Genomic DNA, 14,775 nt, shown 5'->3' with positions numbered 1-14,775 from the left:
CCATAATGGAGCAATTTTAGGAACAACGATCACCTTTAATATACCTCTAGAAACAGACTATTAAATGACACTTACTGCAATTATTATAGAAGACCTAATGGACGCCATGGAACTTTTAAAAAGAGACATAGAATCCGGACATCCGGAGCTTACTATTGTTGATACCGCGCAAAGCGTTGTTGAAGCAGCGAAGGCTTTAAGAAAACAGGAGCCGAGACATCTTGTTTTTAGATATTATGTTGGGCGATGGCACTGGTTTTGATGTTTTAGAGATTTTTCCGGACTTAAAATCTAAGATTATTTTTGTAACAGCAAGTGATGAATTTGCCATCAAAGCCTTTAAATTTGCGGCTATCGATTATGTTTTAAAACCCTATAGTCCTGAGGAGTTAGACCAGGCGATAAAACGAGCTAAATCACAAATTCAACCTTCGGTAGAGCGGTTAAACATTTTGAAAGACACCTTGGCTGCACCGGAGAAAAAACCGGATAAAATCTCCTTGCATACGCTAGATAAAATAATTATAGTCAATTTAGGGGACATTGTTCGTTGTGAATCAGACAGTAATAACACTATTTTTCATCTACAAAACGGTAAAAAGGTGTTCGTTACAAAGACGCTGAAATACTTTAGCGACATGCTTAAGCCCTACGAATTCTTGCGTGTACACCAAAGTCATTTGGTCAATTTACAATGTATTAGTGCCTTTATCAAAACAGATGGCGGGTATTTAATGTTGAAAAATGGACAAAACGTACCCGTTTCTGTGAGAAAAAAGGCTGAGGTTATTGAAATATTAGATCAAATGCATCGTTAACTATGGAAACAAGAAGAAGCGATCTTACAAATAAAAATTCAAAAAAGTGTAAATTCGTAGCCTTATACGTTGACAGTCAATGCTTTTAAGTTTTCTGTAGGATTGGTGCAACTGGAAAGCCCAAAAAACAAGAACAAATGAATTATTCGTCAAAAACGGATAATTTTTTCAGTAAATTGGTAGTTTGTCGAAAAAAACAACCGTTCGCGGTGTTTTTACAACGAATAAAGTGTAGAAAAGTTTTGTTTAGATGTTTTTTTTGATACATTTACGTCCTGATTATGATAACATATAAAAAGACATTCGCCTCAATCTTATTTATATTAATAAGTTTTGTGTGCTCAGCCCGGATGCCACCACCTCCAATGAGGAGGCCACCAGGACCACCAGCTTTACCGGTTGATGGGAGTGTTTACTTGTTATTAGTTGCGGGACTTCTTTATGGCATTTATAAAATGTATCAAACCAAAAGTAAAAGCCTTTAGTGAGACAAAGCGTTTAGTCTAGCGACGTATTTGCCAATCACATCAAATTCTAAATTTACTTCCGTACCCACCTGAAAGGTATTAAAATTTGTGTTTTCAAAGGTGTAAGGAATTATTGCGACACTGAACGCATCTTTTTTAGAATTAACAACGGTTAGACTGACACCGTTAACAGTGATTGACCCTTTTTCAATAGTTATATTATTTAAAGAAGAATCATATTTAAAAGAATACGACCAGCTTCCATTGGTTTCTTTTACTTTAATGCAGGTTGCCGTTTGATCCACATGACCTTGTACTAGGTGGCCGTCCAAACGATCGCCTAATTTCATGGCGCGCTCAAGATTTACTTGCTCACCTATATAGAGTTTTCCTAGGCTTGTTTTATGCAACGTTTCTTGAATAGCAGTTACCGTGTATTCTTCACCATTAATTGCAACAACTGTCAAGCAAACACCATTATGAGCGACACTTTGATCAATTTTTAATTGTGAAGTAATAGCGCTTCTAATAGAAATATGAAGGTTCATTGCTTCTTTTTGTAATTGAGTGACAGTCCCTATCGTTTCAATAATTCCGGTAAACATACTTTTAACTGTATTATTTGGTTAAATTTGTGACTATAAAATTACGAACAATAGTTAGCATTATTAATGAAGAAAGAAGAAAAAATAATCGTAGGCATCTCTATAGGGGATTTAAATGGCGTTGGTGCAGAAATTCTACTTAAGATTTTTGAAGATTCAAGGATGTTAGATTTTTTTACGCCCGTTATTTTTGCCTCAATTAAAACGATGACTTTTGTAAAAAATCATTTTAATTTAGATGTTAATTTAAATAGCGTTCAAAGTCATAATCAAGTTTTGCAAGGTAAGGTTAATGTTTTCAATTGTTGGAAGGAAAATGTGGATATCAGTTTTGGAAAAGAAGACCCCAAAATTGGGGCGTATGCTATTCAATCTTTGGAAGCGGCAACAAAAGCCTTAAAAGATGGCGATGTTGATGTTTTAGTAACGGCCCCAATTAATAAAAGCAATATCCAGTCTGAAACCTTTAAATTCCCAGGGCATACCGATTATTTAAATCAGGAATTAGAAGGGGATAGTTTAATGTTTATGGTAACCGACACATTAAGAGTGGGTTTACTAACAGACCATGTGCCAGTAAAGGACATTGCGAGTCATATTTCACCAGCGCTTATTACTAAAAAAATTGAAACGGTTTATGATTCACTAAAAAAAGATTTTAGAATTAGGAAACCGCGTATTGCCGTTTTAGGTATTAATCCGCATACAGGAGATAATGGTGTTATTGGCAAAGAGGACGATGTTGTTATGCGGCCAACACTACAAAAAATAAAAGAAAGCGGGAAATTGGTCTTCGGTCCTTATGCAGCCGACAGTTTTTTTGGGTCTAATAATTATAAGAATTTTGATGCCATTATAGCCGCATATCATGATCAAGGATTAATCCCTTTTAAAACCTTGTCTTTTGGTCAAGGTGTTAATTTTACAGCAGGATTAAATAAAGTACGTACCTCACCAGATCATGGAACCGCCTATGAAATTGCGGGAAAAGGAACGGCAGACACCGGTTCTTTTAAAGAAGCCCTTTTTACTGCCGTTAGTATTTTCAACAATAGAAGAGAATATGAAGAGTTGCATAAAAACCCTTTAGCGGTATCAAAACGAAAGCGATTTGAAGACCAAAAAAGAGCATAAAAAACTAGAATGTAAAAAATTGTTGATAAGTCTGTTGAATAAATAAAAATTTGTATATTTGCAGGCTCAAAATAGATGTGAAAATGAAGCCATTGAAAGCGTTTACAATTCCATTTGTAGGTTTAAAAGTTGGAAAACATCATTTTGATTACGATATTGATAATAAGTTCTTTGAATATTTTGAGTACGAAGACTTCAATAGAAGTGATTTAAAAGTGAATGTTGTTTTAGAAAAAAAGAGCACACTTTTAGAATTACATTTTGAAGTTTCCGGAACAGTAAATGTCAATTGTGATGTTACTAATGAGCCCTATAATCAACCTTTAGAAAATGCGTTTGATTTAGTGGTTAAGTTTGGTGAAGAATTTAACGATGAGAATATAGACATATTAATCATTCCTCACGGGGAATATGAAATCAATATTCAACAATACGTTTATGAGTTAATTGTGTTGGCCATGCCGAGCAAACGGATGCATCCAGGTGTTGAAGATGGCTCATTGGATTCAGACATACTTGAAAAATTAGAAGAATTAAGTCCTAAAATAAAGGATATAAAAGAAGACGAAGAGGAAACAGATCCTCGTTGGAATACATTAAAGAAACTATTAACGGATAAATAAAATAATAAAATGGCACATCCTAAAAGAAAAATCTCGAAAACAAGAAGAGATAAGAGAAGAACACATTACAAAGCAACTGCGCCACAAGTTGCAACTTGCCCAACAACAGGTGAAGCTCACTTATACCATAGAGCACACTGGTTTGAAGGAAAATTATATTACAGAGGTCAAGTGTTAATTGATAATGCTGTTGCTGAAGAAAATTTAGCATAATTTATTATGCATGCATATAGAAAACGCTCACTTGTGGGCGTTTTTTTTATGATATATTTTTCTATGCGTTAAAAACAACTTAATTTGCGCATTATTGACGGGAAATGATTAATTTCATTAAAATTTCGTCATTTTTGAACGATTTTGAACCATTTTTGGTCGAATTAACTCGAAAAGTATGAGTAAAATCTCAGCAGCAATCACAGCTGTAGGTGCTTATGTACGCGAATATGTATTAACTAATAAGATCCTAGAATCTATGGTTGATACAAACGACGAATGGATAACCTCGAGAACGGGAATCAAAGAACGTCGCATCCTTAAAGGAGAAGGCAAAGGCACTTCTTATATGGCAATTAAAGCAGCAAACCAGCTTATTGCTAAAAGACAAATCAATCCCACAGATATAGAATTAGTAATCGTTGCGACTGCAACACCCGATATGCAAGCGGCTTCAACAGCGGCTTACACGGCGACACAAATTGGTGCTGTTAACGCTTTTTCTTTTGATTTGGAGGCAGCTTGTTCCAGTTTTCTTTTTGGAATGTCTACTGCGGCCAAATTCATTGAATCCGGACGCTATAAAAATGTTTTGCTTATTGGCGCCGATAAAAATTCTTCAATGATTAATTATGAAGACCGCTCAACCTGTATCATCTTTGGAGATGGTGCTGGCGCTGTTTTATTTGAACCTAATCATGATGGTCTTGGGTTGCAAGATGAATATTTAAGAAGTAATGGCGCGGGAAGAGAATTTCTACAAGTAAAGTCTAGCGGCTCCTCTTATCCCGTGACTGCTGAAACACTTGCCAAAAAAGAAAATTTTGTTTTTCAAGACGGAAAAACAGTGTTTAAAAATGCGGTTTTTAATATGGCAGATGTTACTGTAAAAATATTAGAGAGAAACGATCTGGAGAAAAGCGATATTGCTTGGTTGGCAGCGCATCAAGCTAATAAGCGTATTATTGACGCTACTGCAAATCGTATTGAATTAGAACCAGAAAAAGTAATGATGAATATTGAAAAGTACGGCAATACGACTTCAGCAACATTACCGTTATTATTAAGCGATTATGAATCGCAACTTAAAAAAGGAGATAATATTATTTTTGCTGCCTTTGGAGGTGGCTTTACCTGGGGCTCTATTTATTTAAAATGGGCCTATAACTCATAGAAAACTAACTAAAAACACACTTAAAATAACTCTTAATTATGGATTTAAAAGACATTCAAAACTTAATCAAATTTGTAGCGAAATCGGTGCAAGTGAGGTTAAATTGGAAACAGAAGACGTTAAGATTACAATAAAAACTGGTCCTGATACAGAAACGACTTATGTACAGCACATGCCAATGGCAGCACAAATGCCTCACATGCAAATGCCGGTAGCTCAAGCGCCAGCAGCAGGAGCTCCTGAGGTATCTGCAGCCGAAGCCGCTGCTACAGCGGCCGCCAGCGAAGACGCAAAATACATCACAATAAAGTCGCCAATTATTGGAACGTTTTATAGAAAACCATCTCCGAGATAAGCCGTTATTTGTAGAAGTAGGACAAACCATAGCTGAAGGTGATGTACTTTGTATCATTGAAGCCATGAAACTATTTAATGAAATTGAATCTGAAGTATCAGGTAAAGTCGTTAAAATTTTAGTAGATGATTCCTCTCCAGTAGAGTTTGATCAACCATTATTTTTAGTAGATCCGTCTTAATATAAATCTTTCCCGATATGTCGGGATCAATCGGCAAATTTCAAAAGGAAACTATTTGGAATTTGATTGTTGAATATTGAAAATTTAAAGCATTTATGTTTAAAAAAATACTAATTGCAAATAGAGGAGAAATAGCACTTCGTGTTATTAGAACCTGTAAAGAAATGGGCATTAAAACCGTCGCAGTATATTCTACGGCCGATGCCGATAGCCTTCACGTAAAATTTGCAGACGAGGCGGTTTGTATTGGACCTCCTGCAAGCAGTGAGTCTTATTTAAAAATGTCAAATATTATTGCTGCAGCCGAAATCACAAATGCAGATGCCATTCACCCTGGTTATGGGTTTCTGTCAGAAAACGCTAAGTTTTCTAAAATATGTGAAGAGCATGGTATCAAATTTATCGGTGCCTCTGCAGAGATGATTTCTAAAATGGGTGATAAAGCTACGGCAAAGGCAACCATGAAAGAAGCAGGTGTCCCTTGTGTACCAGGAAGTGAAGGGATTATTAAAGACTTTAAAGAATGTGAAAAACTTGCAATAGAGACCGGTTACCCTGTCATGCTTAAGGCGACTGCCGGTGGTGGTGGAAAAGGAATGCGAGCAGTATGGAAGCCTGAAAAACTTAAAGATGCGTGGGACGCGGCAAGACAAGAATCTAAAGCGGCCTTTGGAAATGACGATATGTATATGGAAAAGCTTATTGAAGAGCCACGCCATATCGAAATACAAATTGTAGGGGATTCCAACGGTAAAGCCTGTCACTTATCAGAAAGAGATTGCTCGATTCAAAGGCGTCACCGAGGTTAACCGAAGAGGTGCCGTCTCCTTTTATGACTGATGCGCTCCGTAAAAAAATGGGAACAGCCGCTGTTAAAGCCGCTGAACACATTAAATATGAAGGAGCAGGAACTATTGAGTTTTTGGTAGATAAGCATAGAAATTTCTATTTCATGGAAATGAATACCCGTATTCAAGTAGAGCATCCCATTACAGAACAAGTTATAGATTTTGATTTAATTCGTGAGCAAATTCTAGTTGCAGCAGGTGTGCCTATTTCCGGTAAAAATTACTTACCACAACTACATTCGATTGAATGTAGAATAAATGCTGAAGACCCTTTTAATGATTTTCGTCCATCTCCAGGAAGAATAACGACTTTGCATGCACCAGGAGGTCATGGCGTTCGTTTAGACACACATGTTTATGCGGGCTATTCTATTCCTCCTAATTATGACTCTATGATTGCCAAGTTAATTACTACGGCGCAAACAAGAGAAGAAGCCATTAATAAAATGAAACGCGCCTTAGATGAATTCGTTATCGAAGGCATAAAAACAACGATCCCATTCCATAGGCAACTCATGGATCACCCGGATTATTTAGCTGGAAATTATACCACTAAATTTATGGAAGATTTTGTGATTCAAAAACCAAATGAAGCCTAAAATAAAAAAAGCACCTTATACGATATAAGGTGCTTTTTTTATGTCTGATGTTTTTTATAAGGTGAAAGATTCTTCGATACGCGTGATAACTTGTGGCACCTCCGAAACATTAAAAGTGAGTTTAAAGCTGTAGGTTTTATCATCGTTTTTGGAAATCGATAATCGACCTTCTTTAACAGCATAATAGCCCGTTTGATCTCTGCAAAAACACAATCTACCAAAGGACACCTTCGCTTTTAAAAGATCCATATCTTCGAGCTTAAGACCCTCGGTGTTAGCGTCTATTTCAACATAAATTAACTCTCTGTAACTACTATCCTGAGTATCAGGGATTGCATTTCTAACGTATTCAAACTTCAAGATTGTTTTTGTTCCCTCAGAAATTTCGGGATACGTATTTCCAAATTTTTCGTTAATGAAAAACGTTTTATTTTTTAACACTTCAAAGGTGCAACTCCCATTTTCAGGGCATTGAGAATTGATACTAGTTTTATCTAAACGAGCATCCTCTTTAACTGTTTTTTGAGAATTACAAGATAAAACAATTAATAAAACTAGATTGTACATGATACTTTTCATGTCACAAAGGTATACTATTTAACTTTGTTTTTTTGGTGGTTTATAGACAGAGAGGTATCTTTAATCTTTAAATAAATCAAATAATTAAATTTATGAAGCAATTTTACTCAAAATTTGTTTTAATACTAGTTACAATTTTAATGTTTTCTGCATTCGGTTCTGCTCAAAACGGAAAATCGTTATGGTCTAAAACAACACAAAACCAATTATCTAAAAAAGCACAAGTTTTTAGAAAAACACAACCTAAAAAAGCAAATTATTATCAATTAGATATTAATAGTCTAAAAGACATGTTGCAAACTGCACCTGACAGAAAAACGAATCAGAACTCTAATCTCATAATTAGTTTTCCAACTGCAGATGATACCTTTGAGTCTTTTAGAATTAGCGAAGCATCTGTAATGGCTCCGTAACTACAAGCGAAATATCCTGATCTTCGTTCTTATGCAGGACAAAGTATAGATAACCCTAGCACATTAATACGGTTTTCTATAACCTCGCAAGGATTACATGCTATGTTTTTATCTGCAGAAAAAGGAACCCAATTTATTGATCCTTTTACAAAAACGGATAATAACTACATTGTATATTCTAAAAGAGACCTACCTGCTTTAGACCAATATTGGGAGTGCCATTTTAAAGATAGTGACTATAATATGGACGAAAAAACATTAGGAGACAGCTACTTATTAAGAGATACCGGAGACGGAATGTTGCGTGACTTTAGAACGGCTATAGCAACAACTGTCGAGTATTCTGCATTTCATTGGGCAGCGGCCGGATTAACAGCTGGTGATACTGAAGCTGCCAAAAGAACGGCAGTAATGGCGGCAATAGTAGTAACGATGACCCGTAATAACTTTGTTTATGAGAGAGATTTTTCAATTACTATGACCTTGGTTGCTAATAACGATCTTGTTGTATTCATAAACTCAGATAATTTTAGTAATGATAATGCGAACGCTTTAATTAATGAAAGTCAAACAGTCATTGATGGAGCTATTGGATTCCCAAATTATGATGTAGGACATACCTTTAGTACCGGTGGTGGCGGATTAGCGCAATTGAATTCTCCGTGTACTGGAAGCAAAGCGAGAGGAATTACAGGTGGACCCTCTCCTGTGGGCGATTCTTATGATATTGATTTTGTTGCTCATGAATTGGGACATCAATTTGGGGCACCACACACGTTCAACGGTAATCAAGGAAATTGTGCTGGAGGCAATAGAGCAGCAACAAATGCATACGAAGTAGGCAGTGGAACAACTATTATGGCATATGCCGGTATTTGTGGTAGTGATAATGTTCAAGGGAATAGCGACGCTTATTTTCACCAAAAGAGTTTACAAATGATTTGGGACAACGTATCTACAGGAAATAGTACATGTGCAACACAAACGGCTACAGGAAATAATGCGCCAACCGCTGAAGCAGGAAATAATTTCGTAATCCCAATTTCGACACCTTATAAATTAACAGGATCTTCAACAGATCCGGACGGGACTTCATTACATACTTATACTTGGGAACAATATGATTTAGGACCTGCCGGTTTACCAGCAGAAACGAATCCCTCCGGACCAATGGTCAGATCTTTTGAAGGAACTGAAAACCCGACACGATATATACCAAGATTACAAGACTTAGCAATAAGTGGTGGTTCTACAACATGGGAAAAATTAGCTTCAGTCGCACGATCTCAAGATTTTAGATTAACAGTCAGGGATAATGATACCAATGGTGGTCGTACTGCTGTAGATAACATGTCTACGGTTACAGTAGATACAGCGGGGCCATTTTTAGTGACCTCTCAAAATACAACTGGTATTTCTTGGACAGCAGGTGCAACTGAAACCATTACATGGGATGTGGCAGGAACAACAGTAAATGGTATCAACACGGCGAGTGTTAATATTTTACTTTCTTCTGATGGCGGATTGACTTATGATAGGACATTAGCCACAAACGTACCTAATGATGGAAGTCATGACATTACTGTTCCAGGAGATGTCTATTCACGGATACTGTAGAGTTATGGTAGAAGCTGTTGGAAATATTTTCTTCAATATTAATACGGTTGATTTCGCGGTTAATGCAACAGTAGCGACAACTTGTAATGTATATACTACGGGATCAATTTCTTCGCCAATTCCGGATAGTGGAGGGGTGAATCAACAAGGGACACCTGTGTTTATACCTGTTTCTGTAACAGAATCTACTTTAATTTCAGACATTAGAGTAAGTGCAGATGTGACACATAGTAACATAGGTGATTTAATTATGCAGTTACAAGCACCGAATGGTCTTGGTTTTTCGAATATCTGGGCACGGACTTGTAATTCGGGAACGTTTCAAGATGTAGATATTACTTTTAAAGATGGAGCACCAGCAATTGCCTGTGCCTCTCCAACAACAGGAACTTATAATCCAGCAAATCCTATGACCGGTTTTAATGGAGGGAATCCATCCGGAACTTGGAATTTAGTTTTTGTGGATTTTAACAGTGGAAATACAGGAACGGTTAACGAGTGGTCTATTGAACTTTGTACTACAACGGTAACTCTTGGTGTAGATGAGTTCAATATCGAGAATTCTTTATCTATTTATCCAAACCCTAGTAATGGTGAATTTAATATTAAGTTTAATGGATCTACAGATAAAGTGCAAGTTAAAGTGTTCGACATTAGAGGTCGTTCAGTTTTAAATAGTGCTTTTGAAAATTCATCGAAGGTATTTAATGAAACTATTAATTTAGGCAATGTACAATCGGGAATGTACTTATTAAATATAAATGACGGTTCTAGAACAGTAACCAAAAAAATCATTGTTGAATAACGACAACGACTCTTCATAATCTTAAAACTCCGAATTCATTTTCGGAGTTTTTTTTTGCATCTAATTCTCTAAGCTGTGGTTATGTGGTACGCTGTGTTTTTTTAAAACAAAAAGAAGGTTGCTTCCATCCTTAACACGAAAATAGTAACTTCGTAACATGAATCTATCCTACTGGGAAATAAAATCTTGGCTCACTCATGTAGACTACACTATTGTTGGCAGTGGAATTGTGGGCATAAATTGTGCGTTGCGCTTAAAGGAACGGTTTCCCAAAGCCAACATTCTCATTTTAGAAAAAGGCATACTACCACAAGGCGCTAGCACAAAAAATGCAGGTTTTGCGTGTTTTGGTAGTCTTAGTGAAATTATAGATGATCTTAAAACACATAGCGAACAAGAGGTTATAGACCTCGTAAAAAAACGGGTTAAAGGACTTCAAAAACTAAGACAAAATTTAGGAGACAAAACCATTGACTATCAACAATTAGGGGGTTACGAGTTGTTTGCTAAAGATGACCTGCTGTTTGAACAGTGTTTAACGAAAAAAGAATATATCAATGCCTTACTAGAACCCATTTTTAGTGCGTCCGTTTTTAGTTTAAAGGAGAATATACTTGGCTTTCAAAACATAAAAAAGAATTACAGTTTTAATGCCTTTGAGGGACAAATTGATACTGGAAAAATGATGGAAGCCTTACTTCAAAAAGCACTTTCTAAAGGGATTAAAATACTTAATAATGTGTTGGTTCAGCGTTTTTCAGAAGACCAAAATGCCGTTAAAATTGAAACAGACCAATTTAGTTTTTCTACGTCTAAGCTGTTAATAGCCACCAACGGTTTTGCATCTGTTTTAAATATACCTAAAGTCAAACCGGCAAGAGCACAAGTATTAATTACTAAGCCCATTAAAAACTTGCACATCCATGGCACCTTTCATTTAGATGAGGGCTATTATTATTTTAGAAACATTCACGACCGGATTTTATTTGGAGGAGGCCGGCATTTAGATTTTAAAGCTGAAGAAACCATGGAACTAACACAAACAACACGCATTCAGAATAAGTTAGAAGAACTCCTTAAAACGACTATTTTACCAAAAACAGTTTTTGAGATTGACCACAGGTGGAGTGGCATTATGGGGGTTGGCAGTCAAAAAAAGCCCATTTTAAAACAAATAAGCAACCATGTGTATTGTGGTGTACGTTTAGGGGGCATGGGTGTTGCGATTGGAAGCCTAGTAGGAGAGGAACTGGCAAATCTCATAGAATAATGCTTACAAAATTATTCAGACTTATTACTAAAACAATCCTATGGTTCATTATTGCATCGGTAGGGTTGGTTCTAATTTATAAATGGGTACCAATACCTATAACGCCTCTCATGGTTATTAGATATGTTCAATCAGACAGCTCTAAAACTTTAAAACACCATTGGGAACCTATTGAAAATATTTCAAAAAACTTGCAATTGGCGGTTATTTGTAGTGAAGACCAAAATTTTTTAAAGCATAATGGCTTTGACTTCATAGCCATTGAAAAAGCCTATGAAAGCAACAAAAAGGGAAAACGCTTAAAAGGTGCCAGTAGCATTAGTCAGCAAACGGCTAAAAATGTCTTTTTATGGCCACAGCGTACTTGGTTACGTAAAGGATTAGAAACCTATTTTACCTTTTTAATTGAATTGCTTTGGTCTAAGGAACGTATTATGGAAGTGTATTTAAACAGTATAGAAAAGGGTGATGGGGTCTATGGTGCAGAAGCAGCGTCTCAATATTGGTTTAAAAAAGCAGCGTCTAAACTATCTAAAAATGAAGCATCAGCAATTGCCGCTATATTGCCCAACCCAAAAAGATATAAAGCTAATCCGGCCTCAAATTTTATAGCACGAAGAAAAGCTTGGATTTTGAATCAGATGCATTTTTATGGAATCTTAACTTACAAAGAAGGAAAATGAGTAAAACCGAAAACATAAAACAAGCGCTATACAATAAGTGTGTTGGTTTTACTCAAAGACGGTTAAACACCATTAATAAAACCATTGAAGAATTACAGGAGTCTTTAACTTCTGAAACCAAAAGTAGTGCTGGTGATAAACATGAAACAGGGCGTGCCATGGTACAATTGGAGCGTGAAAAAGCCGGACAACAATTGGCTGAAATTCAGAAGATTAATCAACTATTAGCAAAAATAGAGATTTCTAAACCCTCAAAAACAGTGGCTTTGGGTAGTCTTGTAATGACTTCTAAATCCAATTATTTTATTGCCATAAGCGCAGGAGAATTTGAGATTGAAGATCAAAAATTCTACGCCATTGCTGCCAATACGCCAATCGCACAGCTACTATTAGGAAAAACAATTCAGGATGAGATCACCTTTAGAGACCAACATTTTACCATTATTGAGGTTGTGTAATTTTAATCTAAAATAAATTCGACTTACCTTTAGTAAAAATGAATTGCTAATTAGAAGTTGAAAACAGACCCCTCAAATTTTGATGTTATAATTATTGGTGGTGGCTTAGCGGGTTTAACCAGCGCCATTCATTTATCAAAGCAGGGGTTGCGTATTTTGGTTATTGAAAAAAACGCCTACCCAAAGCATAAAGTTTGTGGCGAATATATTTCTAATGAAGTGTTGCCTTACTTAGAATCTTTAGATATTGACGTCTTTAAGTTGGGTGCAGTTAAAATCAATACTTTTGAGTTATCCACAGCTAAAAATAAAGTTGTAAAAGCCGAATTACCTTTAGGTGGATTTGGCATAAGTAGGTATTGCTTAGATTATGCTTTAGCGCAAAAAGCGATTGAAAACAAGGCAATCATTATTCAAGAGACTGTTGACCATATTCAATTTTCGAACGAGGCGTTTACCGTTGAAACCAAACAGGCCATGTATTTCTCAAAAATAGTTGTTGGAGCGTATGGCAAGCGTGGCCATTTAGACGCTAAACTCAAGCGGGACTTCATTAAAAACAAATCCCCTTTTTTGGCAGTGAAAACCCACGTAAAAGGACATTTTCCGAGAAAATTTAGTGGCCCTTCATAATTTTGATGGTGGTTACTGCGGGGTTTCAAATGTGGAAAAGAACGCGATTAATTTATGTTATATCACCACTTTTGAAGCGTTTAAAAAGCACAAAGACATTGCAGAGTTTCAAGAGCGCGTTCTATTTAAAAACAAAGCTCTAAAACGTATTTTTGAAAACAGCTCACCACTTTTTGATGCGCCTCTAACTATAAGTCAGATTTCATTTGAAACGAAAACGCCCGTAGAAAACCATATACTCATGTGTGGCGATACCGCGGGCATGATTCATCCTTTATGTGGAAATGGGATGAGTATGGCCATAAGGAGTGCTCAGATGGCTTCTTTATTAATTGTAAAATTTTTTGATGGTGATCTAAAAACCAGAGCCGCACTTGAAAGTGCATATCTTAAAGCATGGAACGAGGCGTTTAAATCGCGTCTTAAAACAGGGCATATTGTGGCTAATTTGTTCAGTAAAAATAAACTAGCCGAAATTTTAATACAAGGTTTAAAGCTGTTTCCATTTCTTCTGCCTTTAATAATAAAACGAACACATGGCAAAATGATGCACGTAAAATGAGCGTATTAGTAAATACAAAATACAGGAGCGAACAAGAGGAAATCATGGACAATTTAGACTATAAGGGTCACATATTACATGATGCTTTAAATAAATTAGCAAAGATCAATCAATGGTTAGGCGGAAATAAGGTAACGCTAAACGGACTTAAAAAAGTACTGAAAAACCAGTCTAAAAAAGAACCAATCACTATTGTTGATTTAGGTTGTGGTGGCGGAGATATTTTGCGCGAGGTGTCAAAATATGGAAAACAAAAGGGCTATAAATTGAACTTAATAGGAATTGATGCCAACCCTAATACGGTTAATTACGCCGAGACAATTATCAGAAAGTTATGATAATATAAGTTTTGAAACGATGGACATCTTTTCAGAAGCCTTTAAAGCTATAGAATATGATGTCGTATTAACCACTTTGTTTTTACATCACTTTAAAGAAAAGGAATTGGTGTCTTTTTTAAAGCCAGTTATTGAAAAGGCCAAATTAGGTGTCGTGGTTAACGATCTGCACAGGCATAGATTAGCCTATTATCTTTTTAAGCTCCTGTGCACCACAATAAAAAACCAAACCATTATTGAAGATGGCTTAACGTCTGTATTAAGAGGGTTTAAAAGAAACGAACTGGAAGACATTTCAGAAAAAATAAATGCAACCTATCAAATACAATGGAAATGGGCCTTTCGTTTTCAATGGATTTTGATGAGAAAATAATCGATAAAACAAAACAGGTATTAAAAC

19 protein-coding genes and 2 pseudogenes are annotated in these 14,775 nt (G+C 36.0%); 19 read left to right on the top strand and 2 right to left on the bottom strand.

Annotated features, from left to right (window positions below):
* Positions 1-64: 64 nt before the first annotated feature.
* The 3 genes from N7U66_RS12155 to N7U66_RS22580 all read left to right on the top strand — a co-directional run bounded on the left by N7U66_RS12155 (position 65) and on the right by N7U66_RS22580 (position 1,303).
* Positions 65-262, top strand: coding sequence for a hypothetical protein (locus N7U66_RS12155; RefSeq protein ID WP_267675504.1), 198 nt, complete (start codon positions 65-67; stop codon positions 260-262).
* On the top strand, positions 222-818 hold the full coding sequence (locus N7U66_RS12150) for a LytR/AlgR family response regulator transcription factor (RefSeq protein WP_267675503.1): 597 nt from the start codon (positions 222-224) through the stop codon (positions 816-818). Before N7U66_RS12155 ends, N7U66_RS12150 begins: the two co-directional genes overlap by 41 nt.
* A 281-nt stretch (positions 819-1,099) precedes the next feature.
* The gene (locus N7U66_RS22580; RefSeq protein ID WP_390886572.1) at positions 1,100-1,303 is read left to right on the top strand and encodes a PID-CTERM protein-sorting domain-containing protein; all 204 of its coding nucleotides are present in this window, start codon (positions 1,100-1,102) and stop codon (positions 1,301-1,303) included.
* Here N7U66_RS22580 and N7U66_RS12145 read toward each other — a convergent pair.
* Entirely contained in the window at positions 1,300-1,890 is a 591-nt protein-coding gene (locus tag N7U66_RS12145; RefSeq protein WP_267675502.1) for a riboflavin synthase, read from the bottom strand. The two genes, N7U66_RS22580 and N7U66_RS12145, sit on opposite strands and share 4 nt — an antisense overlap.
* Before the next feature lie 66 nt (positions 1,891-1,956).
* Between N7U66_RS12145 and pdxA the strand changes: the two genes are divergently transcribed.
* From pdxA to accC, 6 genes and pseudogenes are all read left to right on the top strand, one after another.
* Positions 1,957-3,024: a 4-hydroxythreonine-4-phosphate dehydrogenase PdxA gene (pdxA, locus tag N7U66_RS12140; RefSeq protein WP_267675501.1), complete on the top strand. Its 1,068-nt coding sequence runs from the start codon at positions 1,957-1,959 to the stop codon at positions 3,022-3,024.
* 83 nt (positions 3,025-3,107) lie between these two features.
* On the top strand, positions 3,108-3,647 hold the full coding sequence (locus N7U66_RS12135) for a YceD family protein (RefSeq protein ID WP_267675500.1): 540 nt from the start codon (positions 3,108-3,110) through the stop codon (positions 3,645-3,647).
* 9 nt (positions 3,648-3,656) lie between these two features.
* Complete coding sequence (gene rpmF, locus N7U66_RS12130) at positions 3,657-3,860, top strand: 50S ribosomal protein L32 (protein ID WP_044401085.1); 204 nt, start codon at positions 3,657-3,659, stop codon at positions 3,858-3,860.
* Positions 3,861-4,038: 178 nt separating this feature from the next.
* Complete coding sequence (locus tag N7U66_RS12125) at positions 4,039-5,034, top strand: beta-ketoacyl-ACP synthase III (protein WP_267675499.1); 996 nt, start codon at positions 4,039-4,041, stop codon at positions 5,032-5,034.
* A 38-nt stretch (positions 5,035-5,072) separates the two neighbouring features.
* Positions 5,073-5,570: pseudogene (gene accB / locus N7U66_RS12120) on the top strand (acetyl-CoA carboxylase biotin carboxyl carrier protein).
* Positions 5,571-5,665: 95 nt separating this feature from the next.
* Positions 5,666-7,017 (top strand): annotated as a pseudogene (gene accC, locus N7U66_RS12115) (acetyl-CoA carboxylase biotin carboxylase subunit).
* Between the two features lie 54 nt (positions 7,018-7,071).
* On the opposite strand, the gene N7U66_RS12110 reads toward accC, so the two are convergent.
* On the bottom strand, positions 7,072-7,596 hold the full coding sequence (locus tag N7U66_RS12110) for a hypothetical protein (protein ID WP_267675498.1): 525 nt from the start codon (positions 7,594-7,596) through the stop codon (positions 7,072-7,074).
* A 92-nt stretch (positions 7,597-7,688) separates the two neighbouring features.
* Between N7U66_RS12110 and N7U66_RS12105 the strand changes: the two genes are divergently transcribed.
* The 10 genes from N7U66_RS12105 (at position 7,689) to N7U66_RS21945 (ending at position 14,748) form a co-directional block, all read left to right on the top strand.
* Entirely contained in the window at positions 7,689-8,009 is a 321-nt protein-coding gene (locus N7U66_RS12105) for a hypothetical protein (RefSeq protein WP_267675497.1), read from the top strand.
* A gap of 102 nt (positions 8,010-8,111) precedes the next feature.
* A complete protein-coding gene (locus N7U66_RS12100) occupies positions 8,112-9,626 on the top strand; it encodes a reprolysin-like metallopeptidase (protein ID WP_267675496.1) in 1,515 nt (504 codons plus the stop codon).
* Positions 9,571-10,431: a T9SS type A sorting domain-containing protein gene (locus N7U66_RS12095; RefSeq protein WP_267675495.1), complete on the top strand. Its 861-nt coding sequence runs from the start codon at positions 9,571-9,573 to the stop codon at positions 10,429-10,431. Before N7U66_RS12100 ends, N7U66_RS12095 begins: the two co-directional genes overlap by 56 nt.
* Positions 10,432-10,588: 157 nt before the next feature.
* A complete protein-coding gene (locus tag N7U66_RS12090; protein WP_267675494.1) occupies positions 10,589-11,701 on the top strand; it encodes an NAD(P)/FAD-dependent oxidoreductase in 1,113 nt (370 codons plus the stop codon).
* Positions 11,701-12,384, top strand: coding sequence for a monofunctional biosynthetic peptidoglycan transglycosylase (gene mtgA, locus N7U66_RS12085; RefSeq protein WP_267675493.1), 684 nt, complete (start codon positions 11,701-11,703; stop codon positions 12,382-12,384). Before N7U66_RS12090 ends, mtgA begins: the two co-directional genes overlap by 1 nt.
* Complete coding sequence (locus N7U66_RS12080) at positions 12,381-12,842, top strand: GreA/GreB family elongation factor (RefSeq protein WP_267675492.1); 462 nt, start codon at positions 12,381-12,383, stop codon at positions 12,840-12,842. The genes mtgA and N7U66_RS12080 overlap by 4 nt, the downstream gene beginning before the upstream one ends.
* Positions 12,843-12,899: 57 nt before the next feature.
* A complete protein-coding gene (locus N7U66_RS21960; protein ID WP_313791210.1) occupies positions 12,900-13,475 on the top strand; it encodes an NAD(P)/FAD-dependent oxidoreductase in 576 nt (191 codons plus the stop codon).
* Entirely contained in the window at positions 13,462-14,037 is a 576-nt protein-coding gene (locus tag N7U66_RS21955) for an NAD(P)/FAD-dependent oxidoreductase (protein WP_313791209.1), read from the top strand. Before N7U66_RS21960 ends, N7U66_RS21955 begins: the two co-directional genes overlap by 14 nt.
* Positions 14,034-14,375, top strand: a complete 342-nt coding sequence (locus tag N7U66_RS21950; RefSeq protein ID WP_313791208.1) for a methyltransferase — start codon at positions 14,034-14,036, stop codon at positions 14,373-14,375. Before N7U66_RS21955 ends, N7U66_RS21950 begins: the two co-directional genes overlap by 4 nt.
* On the top strand, positions 14,323-14,748 hold the full coding sequence (locus N7U66_RS21945; RefSeq protein WP_313791207.1) for a class I SAM-dependent methyltransferase: 426 nt from the start codon (positions 14,323-14,325) through the stop codon (positions 14,746-14,748). Before N7U66_RS21950 ends, N7U66_RS21945 begins: the two co-directional genes overlap by 53 nt.
* Positions 14,749-14,775: the final 27 nt, after the last annotated feature.

This window comes from Lacinutrix neustonica, assembly GCF_026625145.1.
Taxonomy (GTDB): Bacteria; Bacteroidota; Bacteroidia; order Flavobacteriales; family Flavobacteriaceae; genus Lacinutrix; species Lacinutrix neustonica.
Note: the sequence above shows the minus strand (reverse complement) of the source record. Positions and strands in the feature narration are given on the sequence as shown.

Bases quoted from the DNA above. Each gene is read 5' to 3' on its own strand.
- N7U66_RS21950 (WP_313791208.1), top strand. From the start codon at position 14,034: ATGAGCGTATTAGTAAATACAAAATACAGGAGCGAACAAGAGGAAATC.
- N7U66_RS12090 (WP_267675494.1), top strand. From the start codon at position 10,589: ATGAATCTATCCTACTGGGAAATAAAATCTTGGCTCACTCATGTAGAC.
- N7U66_RS12145 (WP_267675502.1), bottom strand. From the start codon at position 1,890: ATGTTTACCGGAATTATTGAAACGATAGGGACTGTCACTCAATTACAA.
- rpmF (WP_044401085.1), top strand. From the start codon at position 3,657: ATGGCACATCCTAAAAGAAAAATCTCGAAAACAAGAAGAGATAAGAGA.
- N7U66_RS12080 (WP_267675492.1), top strand. From the start codon at position 12,381: ATGAGTAAAACCGAAAACATAAAACAAGCGCTATACAATAAGTGTGTT.
- N7U66_RS12095 (WP_267675495.1), top strand. From the start codon at position 9,571: ATGATGGAAGTCATGACATTACTGTTCCAGGAGATGTCTATTCACGGA.
- pdxA (WP_267675501.1), top strand. From the start codon at position 1,957: ATGAAGAAAGAAGAAAAAATAATCGTAGGCATCTCTATAGGGGATTTA.
- N7U66_RS22580 (WP_390886572.1), top strand. From the start codon at position 1,100: ATGATAACATATAAAAAGACATTCGCCTCAATCTTATTTATATTAATA.
- N7U66_RS12135 (WP_267675500.1), top strand. From the start codon at position 3,108: ATGAAGCCATTGAAAGCGTTTACAATTCCATTTGTAGGTTTAAAAGTT.
- N7U66_RS12110 (WP_267675498.1), bottom strand. From the start codon at position 7,596: ATGAAAAGTATCATGTACAATCTAGTTTTATTAATTGTTTTATCTTGT.
- N7U66_RS12105 (WP_267675497.1), top strand. From the start codon at position 7,689: ATGAAGCAATTTTACTCAAAATTTGTTTTAATACTAGTTACAATTTTA.
- N7U66_RS12155 (WP_267675504.1), top strand. From the start codon at position 65: ATGACACTTACTGCAATTATTATAGAAGACCTAATGGACGCCATGGAA.
- N7U66_RS12125 (WP_267675499.1), top strand. From the start codon at position 4,039: ATGAGTAAAATCTCAGCAGCAATCACAGCTGTAGGTGCTTATGTACGC.
- mtgA (WP_267675493.1), top strand. From the start codon at position 11,701: ATGCTTACAAAATTATTCAGACTTATTACTAAAACAATCCTATGGTTC.
- N7U66_RS12100 (WP_267675496.1), top strand. From the start codon at position 8,112: ATGTTTTTATCTGCAGAAAAAGGAACCCAATTTATTGATCCTTTTACA.
- N7U66_RS21945 (WP_313791207.1), top strand. From the start codon at position 14,323: ATGCCAACCCTAATACGGTTAATTACGCCGAGACAATTATCAGAAAGT.